Origin of the sequence: Massilia rhizosphaerae, assembly GCF_016093545.1 — a bacterium.
GTDB lineage: Bacteria > Pseudomonadota > Gammaproteobacteria > Burkholderiales > Burkholderiaceae_D > Telluria > Telluria rhizosphaerae.
On record NZ_JADKYX010000006.1, the window covers coordinates 246,265 to 261,691 of the forward strand.

18 protein-coding genes and 1 pseudogene are annotated in these 15,427 nt (G+C 65.0%); 3 read left to right on the forward strand and 16 right to left on the reverse strand.

Annotated elements, in window-relative coordinates:
• The first annotated feature begins 42 nt into the window (after window positions 1–42).
• Window positions 43–513: a MarR family winged helix-turn-helix transcriptional regulator gene (locus ISF28_RS12070; protein WP_198117424.1), complete on the forward strand. Its 471-nt coding sequence runs from the start codon at window positions 43–45 to the stop codon at window positions 511–513.
• A gap of 29 nt (window positions 514–542) precedes the next feature.
• Here ISF28_RS12070 and ISF28_RS31045 read toward each other — a convergent pair whose 3' ends face one another.
• Window positions 543–2,153, reverse strand: coding sequence for a methyl-accepting chemotaxis protein (locus ISF28_RS31045; protein ID WP_198117425.1), 1,611 nt, complete (start codon window positions 2,151–2,153; stop codon window positions 543–545).
• 284 nt (window positions 2,154–2,437) lie between these two features.
• On the opposite strand from ISF28_RS31045, the pseudogene ISF28_RS12080 reads away from it, so the two are divergent.
• A pseudogene (locus ISF28_RS12080) lies at window positions 2,438–2,566 on the forward strand (SDR family oxidoreductase); the annotation flags it as partial.
• 5 nt (window positions 2,567–2,571) lie between these two features.
• Here ISF28_RS12080 and ISF28_RS12085 read toward each other — a convergent pair.
• The 13 genes from ISF28_RS12085 to ISF28_RS12145 form a co-directional block, all read right to left on the reverse strand.
• Complete coding sequence (locus ISF28_RS12085; protein WP_198117427.1) at window positions 2,572–3,522, reverse strand: DUF2268 domain-containing putative Zn-dependent protease; 951 nt, start codon at window positions 3,520–3,522, stop codon at window positions 2,572–2,574.
• A gap of 67 nt (window positions 3,523–3,589) precedes the next feature.
• The gene (locus ISF28_RS12090; protein ID WP_198117428.1) at window positions 3,590–4,300 is read right to left on the reverse strand and encodes an RNA pseudouridine synthase; all 711 of its coding nucleotides are present in this window, start codon (window positions 4,298–4,300) and stop codon (window positions 3,590–3,592) included.
• On the reverse strand, window positions 4,297–5,334 hold the full coding sequence (ltaE, locus tag ISF28_RS12095) for a low-specificity L-threonine aldolase (protein WP_198117429.1): 1,038 nt from the start codon (window positions 5,332–5,334) through the stop codon (window positions 4,297–4,299). The genes ISF28_RS12090 and ltaE overlap by 4 nt, the downstream gene beginning before the upstream one ends.
• 6 nt (window positions 5,335–5,340) lie before the next feature.
• A complete protein-coding gene (locus ISF28_RS12100; RefSeq protein WP_198117430.1) occupies window positions 5,341–6,204 on the reverse strand; it encodes a class I SAM-dependent methyltransferase in 864 nt (287 codons plus the stop codon).
• A complete protein-coding gene (gene iscX, locus ISF28_RS12105) occupies window positions 6,191–6,385 on the reverse strand; it encodes a Fe-S cluster assembly protein IscX (RefSeq protein ID WP_198117431.1) in 195 nt (64 codons plus the stop codon). The genes ISF28_RS12100 and iscX overlap by 14 nt, the downstream gene beginning before the upstream one ends.
• Before the next feature lie 15 nt (window positions 6,386–6,400).
• The gene (fdx, locus tag ISF28_RS12110; RefSeq protein WP_198117432.1) at window positions 6,401–6,739 is read right to left on the reverse strand and encodes an ISC system 2Fe-2S type ferredoxin; all 339 of its coding nucleotides are present in this window, start codon (window positions 6,737–6,739) and stop codon (window positions 6,401–6,403) included.
• A gap of 22 nt (window positions 6,740–6,761) precedes the next feature.
• Window positions 6,762–8,651 (reverse strand): Fe-S protein assembly chaperone HscA, encoded by a 1,890-nt coding sequence (gene hscA / locus ISF28_RS12115; protein ID WP_198117433.1) that lies wholly within the window; start codon window positions 8,649–8,651, stop codon window positions 6,762–6,764.
• A 121-nt stretch (window positions 8,652–8,772) separates the two neighbouring features.
• Window positions 8,773–9,288, reverse strand: a complete 516-nt coding sequence (gene hscB / locus ISF28_RS12120) for a Fe-S protein assembly co-chaperone HscB (protein ID WP_198117434.1) — start codon at window positions 9,286–9,288, stop codon at window positions 8,773–8,775.
• A 16-nt stretch (window positions 9,289–9,304) separates the two neighbouring features.
• On the reverse strand, window positions 9,305–9,628 hold the full coding sequence (iscA, locus tag ISF28_RS12125; RefSeq protein ID WP_166858897.1) for an iron-sulfur cluster assembly protein IscA: 324 nt from the start codon (window positions 9,626–9,628) through the stop codon (window positions 9,305–9,307).
• A gap of 116 nt (window positions 9,629–9,744) precedes the next feature.
• A complete protein-coding gene (gene iscU / locus ISF28_RS12130; protein ID WP_198117435.1) occupies window positions 9,745–10,146 on the reverse strand; it encodes a Fe-S cluster assembly scaffold IscU in 402 nt (133 codons plus the stop codon).
• 31 nt (window positions 10,147–10,177) lie between these two features.
• On the reverse strand, window positions 10,178–11,434 hold the full coding sequence (locus ISF28_RS12135; protein ID WP_198117436.1) for an IscS subfamily cysteine desulfurase: 1,257 nt from the start codon (window positions 11,432–11,434) through the stop codon (window positions 10,178–10,180).
• Window positions 11,434–11,940, reverse strand: a complete 507-nt coding sequence (iscR, locus tag ISF28_RS12140) for a Fe-S cluster assembly transcriptional regulator IscR (RefSeq protein WP_198117437.1) — start codon at window positions 11,938–11,940, stop codon at window positions 11,434–11,436. Before iscR ends, ISF28_RS12135 begins: the two co-directional genes overlap by 1 nt.
• Window positions 11,941–12,298: 358 nt before the next feature.
• On the reverse strand, window positions 12,299–13,069 hold the full coding sequence (locus ISF28_RS12145) for a uracil-DNA glycosylase family protein (protein WP_198117438.1): 771 nt from the start codon (window positions 13,067–13,069) through the stop codon (window positions 12,299–12,301).
• A 163-nt stretch (window positions 13,070–13,232) separates the two neighbouring features.
• On the opposite strand from ISF28_RS12145, the gene ISF28_RS12150 reads away from it, so the two are divergent.
• Window positions 13,233–13,691, forward strand: coding sequence for a CBS domain-containing protein (locus ISF28_RS12150; RefSeq protein ID WP_198117439.1), 459 nt, complete (start codon window positions 13,233–13,235; stop codon window positions 13,689–13,691).
• A gap of 55 nt (window positions 13,692–13,746) precedes the next feature.
• On the opposite strand, the gene maiA is transcribed toward ISF28_RS12150, so the two are convergent.
• Together maiA and ISF28_RS12160 are read right to left on the reverse strand one after the other, a co-directional pair.
• On the reverse strand, window positions 13,747–14,391 hold the full coding sequence (gene maiA, locus ISF28_RS12155; protein ID WP_198117440.1) for a maleylacetoacetate isomerase: 645 nt from the start codon (window positions 14,389–14,391) through the stop codon (window positions 13,747–13,749).
• The gene (locus tag ISF28_RS12160) at window positions 14,388–15,413 is read right to left on the reverse strand and encodes a fumarylacetoacetate hydrolase family protein (RefSeq protein WP_198117441.1); all 1,026 of its coding nucleotides are present in this window, start codon (window positions 15,411–15,413) and stop codon (window positions 14,388–14,390) included. Before ISF28_RS12160 ends, maiA begins: the two co-directional genes overlap by 4 nt.
• Between the last annotated feature and the right edge of the window lie 14 nt (window positions 15,414–15,427).

The following is a 15,427-nucleotide window of genomic DNA, read 5'->3' on the forward strand; positions in this document are numbered from 1 at the left end:
TTCAAGTACGATAATCGTTATCACGATAACTTTCACGACATCATGCCAAGCGACAACGATACCCGCGCCAAGGCCGTCCGCATGGCGGACTTCATGTGCTTCGCCATCTACTCGACCAATCTCGCGTATTCGCGCGTGTACAAGCCCGTGCTGGACGCGCTGGGCCTCACCTATCCGCAATACCTCGCCATCATCGCGCTGTGGGAGCAGGACCAGCAGACGGTCAAGAGCCTCAGCGAAAAGCTGTTCCTGGAACCGAGCACGGTGACGCCGATGCTCAAGCGGCTGGAAGCCATGGGCTATGTGCGGCGCGAACGCGACAGGGAAGACGAGCGCAATGTGCGTATCTTTCTCACGGACGCAGGCCGCGCGCTGCGCGAGAAGGGACTCGGCTTCGGCAAGCAGACGGTCGCCGCGTCCGGCCTGAGCCCGGAAGAATTCCCGCAGCTCCAGCAGGCCGTCGTGCGCCTGCGCGACAATCTCATCGCGGCGTCCGGCAAGACCGGGGAGTGAAATCCTGCCGAAAAAACGACGCCGCCGACTTATCGCAGGACGGCATGTTTCAATTTCAACGCCGCGACGGAGGGCCCGCCGCGGACCAGTTTGAAGGAGTCGACGAGATGCGCCAGCTTGACCGCCTGGTTTTCCATGTCCGACGCCGCGGATGCGGACTGCTCGACCAATGCGGAGTTTTCTTGCGTGAGCTGGTCCATTTGCGCGATCGCCCGATTGACCAGTTCAATCCCTTCGCTTTGTTCCTGGCTGGCGGAGGAAATGTCGCCCATATAGCCTGCCGCCTGACGTACCGACGTGACGATGTCTTCCATCGTCTTGCCCGCATCGTTGACCAGTTTGCTGCCGGCCTCCACTTTCTCCACGGAGTCGCCGATCAGCGTTTTGATCTCTTTCGCGGCCGCTGCCGAGCGCTGCGCCAGATTGCGTACCTCGCCCGCGACCACCGCGAATCCGCGTCCCTGCTCACTGGCGCGCGCAGCTTCCACCGCCGCATTCAGCGCCAGGATATTGGTTTGAAACGCGATGCCATCGATGACGCCGATGATATCGGCGATCTTGCGGGAACTGTCCCGGATCGAGGCCATGGTGCCGATCACTTGTCCAACCGCCTCGCCACCCCTTGCCGCAATCTCCGATGCGGAGGCAACCAATCGGTTCGCTTCGCGCGCATTGTCCGCATTCTGCTTGACGGTACTGGTCAATTCCTCCATCGACGATGCGGTCTCCTCCAATGAACTGGCCTGCGACTCGGCACGCGCCGACAAATTCGCATTGCCGGCCGCGATTTCTCCCGCGCCGCTATTCACGACCTCGGTCGCCTCCTTGATCTGTCCGACCAGCAGCTTGACATTGGTCTGCAGGACGCGCAACGACTGCACCAATCGAGTATGCTCGTCATTGCCTTCGGCCACGATCTTTCCGGCGAGGTCGCCTGCGCTCATGCGCTCGATATCGTGCCGCACGCGCTCGAGCGGAACCACGGTGGCCCGATGCAGGACAAAGCCGAATAACAAGCCCAATCCCATGCCCAACATGGAAATCACGTGCGCCCAACCGTCGTTTGCTTTGCCGCCGACCATCGAGCCGATGAGGTTGGCGGCAAACAGCAATGCCAATATCACCGAACCAAACATGATCTTGGCGCGAATCGACAAGCCCGCGAAGATATTGAAGCGCCGAAAAGGTGATCGGGTAACGGCGGCACCTTCGCGTATTTCAAGGGTTTTGCTGCCATTCTTGATCTCGCGGTAAGCGCGTTCGGCTGCAGCCACCTGCTCCCGGCTCGGCTTGACCCGGATCGATGTATAACCGACGATCTTGCCGTTTTCCAGCATAGGCGCGGCATTCGCCTCGACCCAATAATGGTCGCCGTTCTTGCAGCGGTTTTTCACCAGTCCGGTCCACGCCTTCCCGCTTTTAATCGTGCGCCAGAAATCGGCAAACGCTTCCGCCGGCATGTCCGGGTGACGCACTATGTTTTGCGGTGCGCCGAGCAGCTCTTCGGCCGTGAATCCGCTGATGTTGATGAAGTCCTGATTGACATAAGTAATGTTGCCGCTCAAATCGGTTTTTGATACGACGGTCTCGTTGTCCTTCAGAATATATTCGACGTTCGTGATTGGCAGGTTGGTCCGCATGGGTGGTATTGGGTTGATTTAGGTAGTGACGACAATCCATCTCATCGCTTGCCTGCAATACGCGGTCTCGCCACGCAAGTCTTATTCAAAGCCGACACGGCTTGCGATAAACTTTGATGCTACCACTGCGACCATCAGTTAGAAATCGGCACTTCCTGAGAGTACGTCGGGAAATCCCTATTAAATCGCTCAGAATTTAGGAAGCCCGATAGGTTACGGCACCGGATTGCCGTCGCATCCCGTTCCGGCGGCCGGATCGAGGCCGTGCGCCAGCTCGCCGGCGGGCGGACGCCCCGGTGGGCCGCATGGGGCGGGATGCCGAGATTGCGGGGATGGTCGCGTACCTCGCCGGCGCCGAGGCAGGCTATGTCAACGGGGCGTCGTTGACGATCGACGGAGGTTTCGTGGCGTGAGCGCCCTACTTGCCGTAGCCGCTGGCCTTGAGGATCGCCGCCGGGTCGCGCAATTCGAGCAGGTCGCGGATCGCGGCACGCTTGTCGGACGCCTGCGCCACGTAGGCTTCGGCGATGCGCATGCCGATCCAGTAGCCCGCTTCGCACGGCCATCCCTGCGGCGCGGAATGACAATTCGCGAACCAGCGCCGGAAGTGGGGACTCGACGTCAGCGTGTCCACGCCGTCGCTGCTGCCCTTGATCGCCATGCGGTCGCGCTGGAACTCGTGCCACAACCAGGCCTCCCGCGGACGCGCCCAGGCGTCGCGGTCGAGATGCGGAATCTCGCCGGTGACCACCGTCGCGAGATAATCGGCGCCGCCCTCGCGCAACGCTTGGCTCAGCAGGAGATCGGCCAGCGCCGCCGGCGTTTCGTCTTCCTGCCAGGTGTGCACCGTCTCGTGCGCGAAGAAGCCGCGCATCGTGGTGCGGAACTGCTCGGGCGTGGTGCCGGGCGGGCAATCGACTTCGAGGCCCAGCACCTGCCTGCCGTCGCCGGCCGTGCCGCCCGAGTTGTCGGCGCCGAAGACGACGTCGATGGCGGGCAGCGGACGTTCCGGCAGCAGGCCCGCGAATGCGAGATAGATCGCGCGCAGGTCGCCGCGCAGCGCCGGCAGTTGCGGCAGGCAGTTGCGGATCGCATAGCGGTAGGTGTCAGGCTTGGCGGCGACCACCGCGGCAAGGTGGCGCGCGTCGCGGATCCGTCCCGGCGTGAAGATCTTCACGCCCGGCCCCGCGCCGTCCAGATAATCGCGCTGCAGGACGTCGGCCGTCGGCACCGCGCCATCCTTCATCAGGGCGGCGAAACGCAGCGCGTCGCGCGCGTCGATGTCGGCCGCCAGCGGGTCGACGCCGGCGGCAAGGACGGCGCCCGTCCACAATGTCAGCACGGGCACAAGCAGCTTACGGAACCTCATCGGCTATCCTCCTGTCGCGCCGGATGCGCGCGACGCAGTGTACCGGAGGCGTTGCCTTTCCGGCAAGTCAGAACCGTTCGGTCTCGCGCAGATAACGCCAGCGTCCCGCCGGCAAAGGTCCGAGCGCGACACGCCCGACGCGCAGCCGGCGCAGCGATTTGACGGCCAACCCGACCTCGGCGCACATGGCGGCGACCTGGCCCGGCCGCACGTCCTTGCCGGCCAGGCGCAGCCGCGCCTCGCTCTGCCAGCTGGCCTTCAGAGGCACGGTCGCCCTGCCCTGCACGCGCATGCTGCCGTTCAGGCGCGCCAGCCCGTCGTCGGCGATGGCGCCCGTCACCTCGGCCACGTATTCCTGTTCGACGCGCGCGCCGTCCTCGACCAGCTTGCGCGTCACGCGCCAGTCCTGGGTCAGCACGACGAGGCCGCTCGCTTCGGCTTCCAGCGGCGTGACGACGGCGAGGCGCGCCAGGTGCCGGCGCAGGAAGCGGACACCGGCCGTTGCCTGCAACGTCCCGGGCTCGATCAGCGCGAGCGCAGCGGCCGCGTCGACGCCGGCCGGCTTGTGCAGCAGGATCGTCACCGGCGCCGGCTCGACCGGCTCGGCGCCGGGCAGCAGCGCGACGGCCTGCGCCGTGGTCACGCGCGTGGCGGGATCTTCGGCGACGGCGCCGTCGACCGTCACCCAGCCGCCCGCGATATAGCGCTCGGCCTCGCCGCGCGAACACGGCACGATTTCAGCCACGCGCTTGGCGAGACGGATGCCATCAATGCTCATGCCGGCTTCCAGTCGCGGAAGAACGCCTCGAACGCGGCGATGGTGGTCTGGACGTCGGCGCTCGAGACGTCCAGGTGCGTCACGAGGCGCGTGTGCGGGCCGATCGATGCGCGGATGCCCTGGCGCGCCAGCGCTTCGTTCAAAGGCGCGCACGCGGCTTCCGGGATCTCGACGTAGAAGATGTTCGTCTGCGGCGTCGTCACCGTCAGCTGTTCGATGCGCGCGAGGCCGGCCGACAGGTCGGCCGCGTTCCGGTGGTCCTCGGCCAGGCGATCGACGTTGTGCTCGAGCGCGTAGTGCGCGGCCGCGGCGATCACGCCGGCTTGCCGCATGCCGCCGCCCAGCATCTTGCGCCAGCGCTTGCCCTGCTCGATGAACGCCCTGGGCCCCAGCAGCACGGAGCCGACCGGCGCGCCGAGCCCCTTCGACAGGCACACGGACACGGTGTCGAAACCGGCCGCCGCGTCGCGCAGCGAGATGCCCTGCTTGACTGCCGCGTTGCAGATGCGCGCGCCGTCCAGGTGCGTGGCGAGGCCTCGCGCGTGCGCGAAGTCCGTCGCGGCTTTCACGTAGGCCTGCGGCAGCACGCGGCCGCCGATCGTGTTTTCCAGCGCCAGCACGCGGGTGCGCGCGAAGTGCATGTCGTCCGGCTTGATGTACGCGGCGATGTCGGCAATGGCGATGCTGCCGTCCGGCTGGTTGGCGATCGGCTGCGGCTGGATCGAACCCAGCACCGCGGCGCCGCCGCCTTCGTACTTGTACGTGTGCGCTTCCTGGCCGACGAGGTATTCGTCGCCGCGGCCGCAATGCGTCATCAGCGCGATGAGGTTCGTCTGCGTGCCGCTGGGCGCGAACAGGGCCGCTTCGAAGCCGAACAATTCGGCCGCGTAGTCCTGCAGGCGGTTGACGGTGGGGTCGTCGCCATAGACGTCGTCGCCGACTGGCGCCGCCGCCATCGCGGCGCGCATCGCGGCGGACGGTTGGGTGACGGTGTCGCTGCGCAGGTCAATCCAGCGGTCGTGGTGGTCGCTCATGTGGGTTCAAGCAGTCGTTGCTTCGGTATAGAAACGCGAGGAGAGTTCTTCGAGGCCGACTTCGGCCAGCACCTGCTGCAGGCGCTCGGCCGGCCGGCGCCGCGGCAGGTTCTTGTACGTGGCGACGATCAGCTCGTTCTTCATCGAGTGCTCCCAGCCCACCAGCTCCGTGACGGTGACCTGGTAGCCGTGCGCCTCCAGCTGCAGGCAGCGCAGCACGTTCGTGATCTGGCTGCCGAATTCGCGCGTATGGATCGGGTGGCGCCAGATCTCCGTGAGCGCGCTGCGCCCCAGGTCGCGGCCCTTGTTCTTGCGCAGCACCGACGCCACTTCGGCCTGGCAGCACGGCACGAGCACGATGTGCCTGGCGTGCTTCTTGAGCGCGAAATCGATGGCGTCGTCCGTCGCCGTGTTGCAGGCGTGGAGCGCCGTCACGACGTCGACCGTGGCCGGCAGCTTGCTCGACACCGTCGATTCGGCCACGGACAGGTTCAGGAACGACATGCCCGGAAAGCCCAGGCGCGCGGCCAGTTCGGTCGACTTCTGTACGAGTTCCTCGCGCGTTTCGATGCCATAGATGTGGCCCGAGCTCTCGCGTCCCTTGAAGAACAGGTCGTACAAAATGAAGCCGAGGTAGGACTTGCCGGCGCCGTGGTCGACCACGGTCGCACCCTCGCCGACGTCCTTCAGCAAAGGCTCGATGAACTGGACGAGGTGGTAGACCTGCTTGAGCTTGCGGCGGCTGTCCTGGTTCAACTTGCCGTCGCGCGTGAGGATGTGCAGTTCCTTCAGCAGTTCGATCGACTGGCCCGGCTTGATTTCCGGCGCCTGTTCGTAGATCGTCGGGACTTCTTTTTTAGCGTGCTTCATCGATCCATGCCGCCTGAATGGCTTCCAGCACGCGCTCGCCGCCGCGCGCGCGGTCGTCGTCGAAGCCGTCCAGCGCGACGACCCAGTTATGCAGGTCGACGAAGCGCACGGTGGCCGGATCGACGTCCGGATAGGTTTCGTACAAAGCCTCGGCGATGGCCGTGACATCGGTCCACTTCATGATGCCTCCGTCGCGTCAGTGGTTCTCGGCTGCGTGGTTGATCGTGTACTTGGGGATCTCGACGACGAGGTCCTCGTCGTCGATGATGGCCTGGCAGGACAGGCGCGAGTTCGGCTCGAGGCCCCAGGCCTTGTCGAGCATGTCCTCTTCCTTTTCCTCCTGCTCGTTCAGCGAGTCGAAGCCTTCGCGAACGATCACGTGGCAGGTGGTGCATGCACACACGCGGTCGCAGGCGTGCTCGATCTCGATGTCGTTCTCGAGCAGCGTGTCGCAGATCGACTTGCCGCTCTGGCCTTCGAGCACGGCGCCTTCGGGGCAGAAGACGGGATGGGGGAGGATGACGATTTGTGGCACTTCTTGACCTCTTCGAATATTTTTAAATCTGATCCAACGCCTTGCCGGCCAACACCTTGCGCACGCTCTTGTCCATGCGCCGCGCGGCGAAGTCCTCGGTGCCGTGCGCCAGCGCCTGCACGGCGTCGTGCAGCGCGGCCTGGCGCGCGTCGGCGTCGAGGTCCGCATCGTTCGACCGCATCATCGCGTCGCGCACGGCGTGCACCAGTTGCGCGATCGCGTCCTGCTCTTCGTCATTCAGCAGGTCGGCGTCGGTATCGAGCGCGGACTGCGTGGCCAGCAGGATGCGCTCGGCCTCGACCTGTTCCTCGCGCAGCGCGCGCGCGACCATGTCGACCTTGGCCGAGTTGTACGAGTCCTGCAACATGCGCGCCACCTCGTCGTCGCCGAGGCCGTACGACGGCTTCACGGTGATCGACGCTTCCACGCCGGAACGCATCTCGCGCGCCGACACGGACAGCAGCCCGTCCGCGTCGACCTGGTACGTGACGCGGATGCGCGCCGCACCGGCCGCCATCGGCGGGATGCCGCGCAGTTCGAAGCGCGCCAGCGAGCGGCAGTCGGACACGAGCTCGCGCTCGCCCTGCACCACGTGCACGGCCAACGCGGTCTGGCCGTCCTTGAACGTCGTGAATTCCTGCGCGCGGGCGCACGGGATCGTCGAGTTGCGGGGGATGATCTTCTCGACCAGGCCGCCCATCGTCTCGATGCCGAGCGACAGCGGAATCACGTCCAGCAGCAGCCAGTCGTCGCCCGCGGCGCGGTTGCCCGCCAGGAGATTCGCCTGGATGGCGGCGCCCAGCGCGACGACCTTGTCCGGGTCGATGTTCGCGTGCGGGATCGTCTTGAAGAAGTCGCCGACGGCGCGGCGGATGTGCGGCATGCGCGTGGCGCCGCCGACGAGCACGACGCCATCGACGTCTTCCACCGACACGTTCGCGTCGCGCATCGCCTTGCGCACCGCGTTCATCGTCTTCGCGACGAGCGGCTGGGTGATCTCGGCGAAAGTCTTGGCGGTGACGGTCACCTGCACGACTTCGCCCGATTTCAGGATCGCCTCGACGGTCGTCTCTTCGTTCGTCGACAGCAGTTCCTTGGCCTGGCGCGCCTTGACCATCAGGGTCGCGGTGTCGACCTCGGACAGCGGCGCGAGGCCGGCCTGTTGCGTGATGTAGCAGAACAGGCGCTGGTCGAAGTCGTCGCCGCCCAGCGCGGAATCGCCGCCGGTGGACAGCACTTCGAACACGCCCTTCGACAGCTTGAGGATCGAGATGTCGAACGTGCCGCCGCCCAGGTCGTACACGGCGTAGACGCCTTCCTTGCCGTGGTCGAGGCCATACGCGATGGCGGCGGCCGTCGGCTCGGAAAGCAGGCGCAGCACGTTCAGGCCGGCCAGCTGGGCCGCGTCCTTCGTCGCCTGGCGCTGCGCATCGTCGAAGTACGCGGGCACCGTGATGACGGCGCCGACCAGTTCGTCGCCGAGCGCGTCCTCGGCCGTCTGGCGCAAGGTGGCCAGGATCTGCGCGGAGACTTCGACGGGCGACTTCACGCCGGCCACCGTCTTCAATTGCACCATGCCGGGACCGCCGACGAAGTCGTAAGGCAGGTTCTCGACGTGCGCGATGTCCTTCAGGCCGCGGCCCATGAAGCGCTTGACGGAGACGATGGTGTTCTTCGGATCGGTAGTGCGGGCCGCCATGGCCTTGTAGCCGATGTTGGCGTGGCCGTTCGGGAGGTAGCGCACGATCGATGGCAGCAGCGCGCGGCCGTCCTCGTCGGACAGCACTTCCGGGATCGAGTGGCGCACGGTCGCGACGAGGGAATTGGTGGTACCCAGGTCGATGCCCACCGCCAGCCGGTGCTGGTGCGGCGCGGTCGACATGCCGGGTTCGGAGATCTGCAATAGTGCCATGGTCGTGTTACCTGGTTTTATTTTTAATTACGTCCGCGTTTCGGTAGGGTGGACGGGTTCCCCGTCCACGCGGTGATCGTTGGCGGCAACCGGTTCGCGCGCGAACGGAGCCCTCACGTGTCTACGATTCCAACGCCTCGAACGCGTAATGCAACTCGTCGCCGAACTTATCGAGGAACATCAGCGCCCGCACGCCCTGCGCCGCTTGGTGGTAGTCGCCCGCGTCGAGCAGCTTGCCCACTTGCGCCAGGCGCTGCTTGCGCTCGCCGCGCACGCGCGTATCGAGGTCGTCGAGCGCGCCGGCATCCTTCGCGGCGCGCGCGTCGGACAGCGCTTCGCGCAACTCCATCTGCTCCATCAGGAAATCCATCGGCATCGCCGTGTTGGACTCGGTCTGCAGGTCGACGCCGTTCAATTCGCACAGGTAGCGCGCGCGCAGCATCGGATTCTTCAGCGTCTGGTAGGCCTCGTTGGCGCGCGTGGCCCATTGCATCGCGACGCGTTTTTCGGCGTCGCTCGCGTTCACGAAACGGTCCGGATGGACGCGGCCCTGGACTTCGCGGTAAGCGGCATCCAGCGCGTCCATGTCGACGTCGAACCTGGCCGGCAGCTGGAACAGCTCGAAGTGGTTTTGCACGGTTGCGCGGCTCCGGTCAGATGCGGAAGCTTTCGCCGCAACCGCAATTGTCCTTGACGTTCGGGTTGTTGAAGCGGAAGCCTTCGTTCAGGCCTTCGCGGGCGAAATCGAGTTCGGTGCCGTCGATGTACGGAAGGCTCTTCGGATCGACGAAGACCTTCACGCCGTGCGATTCGAAGACGGTGTCCTCGGCCGCCGCTTCGTCGACGTATTCCAGCTTGTAGGCCAGGCCGGAGCAGCCGGTCGTGCGCACGCCGAAACGCAGGCCCACGCCCTTGCCCCGGCGCTCGAGGTAACGGTTGATGTGCTTTGCGGCTTTTTCGGTCAGGGTCACAGCCATTTCAAATCTCCAGCTTCGATACGATGTGTTGCGGTTCGCATACGTCATGGTGGGCACGGGGTGCCCACCCTACGGCAGCGAAATCGTAGGGTGGGCACTCCGTGCCCACCATACGATCACGCGGCTTTGACTTCTTCCGCGCCGTGCTTCTGCTTGTAATCGGCGACAGCCGCCTTGATGGCGTCTTCGGCCAGGATCGAGCAGTGGATCTTCACCGGCGGCAGCGCCAGTTCTTCGGCGATCTGCGTGTTCTTGATGGACAGCGCTTCGTCCAGCGATTTACCCTTGACCCATTCGGTCACGAGCGAGCTCGATGCGATCGCCGAACCGCAGCCGTAGGTCTTGAATTTCGCGTCTTCGATGACGCCCGCTTCGTTGACCTTGATCTGCAGCTTCATCACGTCGCCGCAGGCCGGCGCGCCGACCATGCCGGTGCCGACGTCGTCGGCATTCTTGTCGAACGAGCCGACGTTGCGCGGGTTTTCGTAGTGGTCGAGGACTTTGTCGGAATATGCCATGGTAGTGCTCCTTGGTGTTCTGTTCGGTGAATTAGTGGGCGGCCCACTGGATCGAGTTCAGGTCGATGCCGTCCTTGTGCATTTCCCACAGCGGCGACAATTCGCGCAGCTTGCCGACCTTCGCTTTCAGCAGGTTGACGGCGAAGTCGATGTCCTCTTCCGTCGTGAAACGGCCGATGGTGAAACGGATCGAGCTGTGCGCCAGTTCGTCGCTGCGGCCCAGGGCGCGCAGCACGTACGACGGCTCCAGGCTCGCGGACGTGCAGGCCGAACCGGACGACACGGCGATGTCCTTGATGGCCATGATCAGCGATTCGCCTTCGACGAAGTTGAACGACACGTTCAGGTTGTGCGGGACGCGGTGTTCCATGTCGCCGTTGATGTACACCTCTTCGATCTCCAGCAGGCCCTTGGCCAGGCGGTCGCGCAGCGCCTTGACGCGCTCGATCTCGGTGTCCATCTCTTCGCGGGCGATGCGGAAGGCTTCGCCCATGCCGACGATCTGGTGCGTCGGCAGCGTGCCCGAACGCAGGCCGCGCTCGTGGCCGCCGCCGTGCATCTGCGCTTCCAGGCGCACGCGCGGCTTGCGGCGCACGTACAGCGCGCCGATGCCTTTCGGGCCATAGGTCTTGTGCGCCGTGAAGGTCATCAGGTCGACCTTGAGCTCTTCCAGGTTGATGTGCACCTTGCCGGTCGCCTGGGCCGCGTCGCAGTGGAAGATCACGCCCTTCTTGCGGCACAGTTCGCCGATTTCCTTGATCGGCTGGATCACGCCGATCTCGTTATTCACGAACATCACGGAGACGAGGATCGTGTCCGGACGGATCGCCGCTTCCAGTTGCTCGAGCGAGATCAGGCCGTTGTCCTGCGGCTCCAGGTAGGTCGCCTCGAAGCCCTGGCGTTCCAGTTCGCGCACGGTGTCCAGCACGGCCTTGTGCTCGGTCTTGACCGTGATGATGTGCTTGCCCTTCGACTTGTAGAACTGAGCGGCGCCCTTCAGCGCGAGGTTGTTCGATTCGGTCGCGCCCGAGGTCCAGATGATCTCGCGCGGATCGGCGCCGACGAGCTGTGCGACCTGCGCGCGCGCTTCCTCGACGGCCGCCTCGGCGCTCCAGCCATACGCGTGGCTGCGCGACGCCGGATTGCCGAACTGTTCGCGCAGGTAAGGAATCATCTTGTCCGCAACGCGCGGATCGATCGGCGTCGTGGCCGAATAATCCATATAGATCGGGAAATGCGGCGCAGTCACGAAGCTCTGCTCGATTTTTTTGTCCAAGGGCGCGTTCATCAGTTCACTCCGTTAAATATGCTGTGCTCAGCTTCAGTATTGTCCGACGACGCGTGGCGGTGCACCACCACGACGTTCTGTTCTTTCTGCCTCTGCTGGTCGACGAGGTCCTGCAACGTCACCGAATCGAGGAAATCGACCATCTTGGCATTCAGCGTGGCCCACAGCTCGTGGGTCATGCAACGGGTGCCGCTGGCGGCATCGGCGCCGTGGCAGTTTTCCTTGCCGCCGCACTGGGTCGCATCGATGGGCTCGTCGACGGCGATGATGATGTCGGCCACGGTCACCTTGTCGGCGCTGCGCGCCAGGCTGTAGCCGCCGCCCGGGCCGCGCACCGATTCGACGATCTCGTGCCGGCGCAGCTTGCCGAAGAGCTGTTCCAGGTAGGACAGCGAAATGGCCTGGCGCTGGCTGATGCCCGACAGCGTGACCGGACCATTGCCCTGGCGCAGGGCGAGATCGATCATCGCGGTAACAGCAAAACGGCCTTTGGTGGTCAGACGCATCACAACCCCGGTTGGTTTCCAGACAGTGTTAAAATCTTGCTTCTCTTCAACCGATCACGCATTCGTCTGTCCGTGTGGACATCCAGAAAAACCTGATTAGTTGATCGATTTAGTCAAGTATAGCGTATTTCGCCAGCCTTTGCTTGGTCCCCCAAATTCGGGGTCAGAGCAAAATTTGGGGTCAGAGCACTTGTTGTGGTAATAGCCACTCGGCATTTCCACGCCCGCTCGCGCGCAGGCCCGTCCGCGCTTCACGACGTCACGGCAATCGAGCGTCCCGTGTCTCGGCTGACGATATCGCTTCAAATCAATTGTCCGAAAAAGGGCTCTGACCCCAAATTCAGCACTGACCCCGAATTCAGCGGCGGCGCAGCAAGTGCATCGGACCGAACAGTTGCTGCATGCCTGCGTGGCGGATGAACGACAGGTTGTACGGGTGCTCGGCGTGGATCTGCGGGAAGCAGGCCGTCTCTGGTACCTTGTTCAATTGCTCGGCGATCTTGCCCCACAGGACCAGCGTCGGCTTGTCCGCCCGCTCCGCCAACGCGGCGAACACGGCGCGCTGGAACGGCACCCACGCACGCGCTTCCTGGACCGGCGGCACGTGTTTGCGGAACACGAGGGCCGCATTCAATAACAGGAAGCCGTGGCCCAGCAGGTTGTCCTGCAGCTCGGCCAAGGTCTGGATCGATCCGTCCGTCGCCGCCGCCTTCGCGACAGGCGCCAGCGCCGCACCGCCCGTATCGTCCGGGCTCAGCTGGCCCTCGGCCACGAGCAGCATCTTCATGAAGTTGCGCAGCGACGTCGCGCGGTTGACGGGCTTCGACAGTCCCGTGTCCGACCACAGCGGCCCCACCGCGCCGTCCATGAAGCACACGCCCGTCGCGCTCTCCTCGCGCGGATACGGCCCCTCCCCCACGAGCACGTAGCGCACGGCCGGCAGCGGCAACGCGAAGGCCGCGAACAGGCGGCCCGCCGTCGGCAGGTAGTGGTCGTGCGCGAGATCGGGCAGGTAGGCGGGCGCGGCCCGCATCATGGCGTCGAGACCGGCAATGAGATGCGGACGCCAGGAAGCGTCGGCGCGTTGCAGGGCATCGAGGATGGCGGTGGGAATGGCGTGGTCCGGCATGGCATTAATCGAGATCAAAGAGCGGCAGATTGTAGCCGACCCGCGTTCGCGCAAGGCCTCGCGCCCAGGCTGTTCCGCAATTCAACGTAGCGTCCGACATGCGCGAAAGCGTGCATCATGCATCGCGTTTTCAACGCCGACGAACGTATGGGAGGAGCTTCAAATGCAGACCATTCAGGATGTGATGACCCGCGACGTGCAAAGCGTTTCGCCGCAGGAAACCGTGCAGCGCGCCGCGCAGTTGATGGATGAACTCAACGTGGGGGCGATCCCCGTGCTGGACGGCCACAAGCTGGTCGGCATGATCACCGACCGCGACATCACGGTCCGCTCGACGGCGGCCGGGCAGGCGCCGGGGCAGACGCGCGTGGGCGACGTGATGAGCACCGACGTGCGCACCTGCGCGCCGAACCAGACCGTGGACGAGGTCCTGGGCCAGATGGGCGACGTGCAGATCCGCCGCGTGCCGGTCGTCGACGAGACGTCGCACGAAGTGATCGGCATCGTCTCGCTGGGCGACATGGCGGCCAAGCATTCGGCCGGCATCGACCACGCGCTGGAAGAGATTTCGACGCCGGCCGCGCCGGACCGCTCGGCCCCCGGGTCGCAGACAAGGCACTGAGGCGCGGCGCGCGAGACCACGCGGCGGCGGATGCGCCGCGTTTTCCTGCCGGGGCTTACTCGGCGTCCGGCTGGTTCGACGGATGCGCCGCCACGAAGGCCGGAATTTCCACGCAGGCCGTATTGATGCGCGCGATGTTCGGATAGGCCGAAATGTCGATGCCCTGGCGCTGCGCATTGAACACCTGCGGCACGAGGAAGCAGTCGGCGATGGTCGGCAGATAGCCGTGACACAGCGGGCCCGCGCTGGGGTCGCGCGCCAGGTGTTTTTCCAGCACGTCGAGACCGCCCAGCAGCCAGTGGCGATACCACTGCGTCTTGACCTCTTCCGACAGGCCGAGCTCGTTCACGAGATAGCGCAGCACGCGCAGGTTGTTCACCGGATGGATGTCGCACGCAACAATCTGCGCGAGCTCGCGCACGCGCGCGCGCCCGGCGGCATCCTTGGGCAGCAGCGGCACCTGCGGGTACTCGTCCTCCAGGTACTCGAGGATGGCCATCGACTGCGTCAGCGTGATGTAATCGTCCTGGAAGGTGGGGACGAGGCCGCTGGGATTCATCTTGACGTAGTCCGCCTGCAGCTGTTCGCCGCCGCCGCGCAACAGGTGCACCGGGACCGCATCGTACTGGAGCCCCTTGAGGTTGAGCGCGATGCGCACCCGGTACGCGGCCGAACTGCGGAAATAGGTATAGAGCTTCATTCCTTCCTCCCGTGATAGTGTGCAACCTCCTGGTCAATGGCGCCGAAGATACTGGCGCCGTCGGCATCGAACATCTCGATACGGACAGTATCGCCGAAGCGCAGGAAAGGCGTGCTGGGTGCCCCTTGCTCTATCGTCTCGTACATACGCAGCTCGGCCAGGCAGCAATAGCCCACGCCGCCGTTGGCGATGCTCGAGCCGTGCAGGCTGCCCTGCTTGTTCGACACCGTGCCCGAACCGATGATGGCCCCGGCGCCGAGCTCGCGCGTCTTCGCGGCGTGCGCGATCAATTGCGCGAAGCTGAACGTCATGTCGTCGCCCGCGTTCGGACGGCCGAACGGCTGATCGTTCAACGTCACCTGCAACGGCAGACACACCTTGCTGTCGCGCCATGCATCGCCGAGCTCGTCCGGTGTCACGGCCACCGGAGAAAACGCACTGGCCGGCTTCGACTGGAAAAAGCCGAACCCCTTTTCCAATTCCTTCGGGATCAGGTTGCGCAGCGACACGTCGTTGACCAGCATGATGAGGCGGACGGCCCTGGCCGCCTGGTCGACGGTCGCGCCCATCGGCACGTCGCCGGTGACGACCGCCACCTCGGCCTCCAGGTCGACACCCCATTCCTCGGACAGCACGGCGATCGGATCGCACGGGCCGACGAAGGCATCCGAGCCGCCCTGGTACATCAGCGGATCCGTGTAGAACGACGGCGGCACCTGGGCGCCGCGCGCCTTGCGCACGAGTTCCACGTGGTTGATGTAGGCCGATCCGTCGGCCCACTGGAAGGCGCGCGGCAGCGGCGACGCGCACTCTTCCTCGATGAAGGATTCCGCTCCCGTGGCCGTGCCGGCGTTCAGCTGGTCGTAGATCTTTGCAAGGTGCGGCGCGACGTGGTCCCAATCGTCCAGCGCCTGCTGCAGGGTGCGCGCAATCTTGGGGACGGCCTGGCAGGTGACCAGGTCCCGGCTGACGACGACGAGCGTACCGTCGCGGCCGCCCGACTTCAGGGTAGCGAGTTTCATGGCGTTTCCTTCAA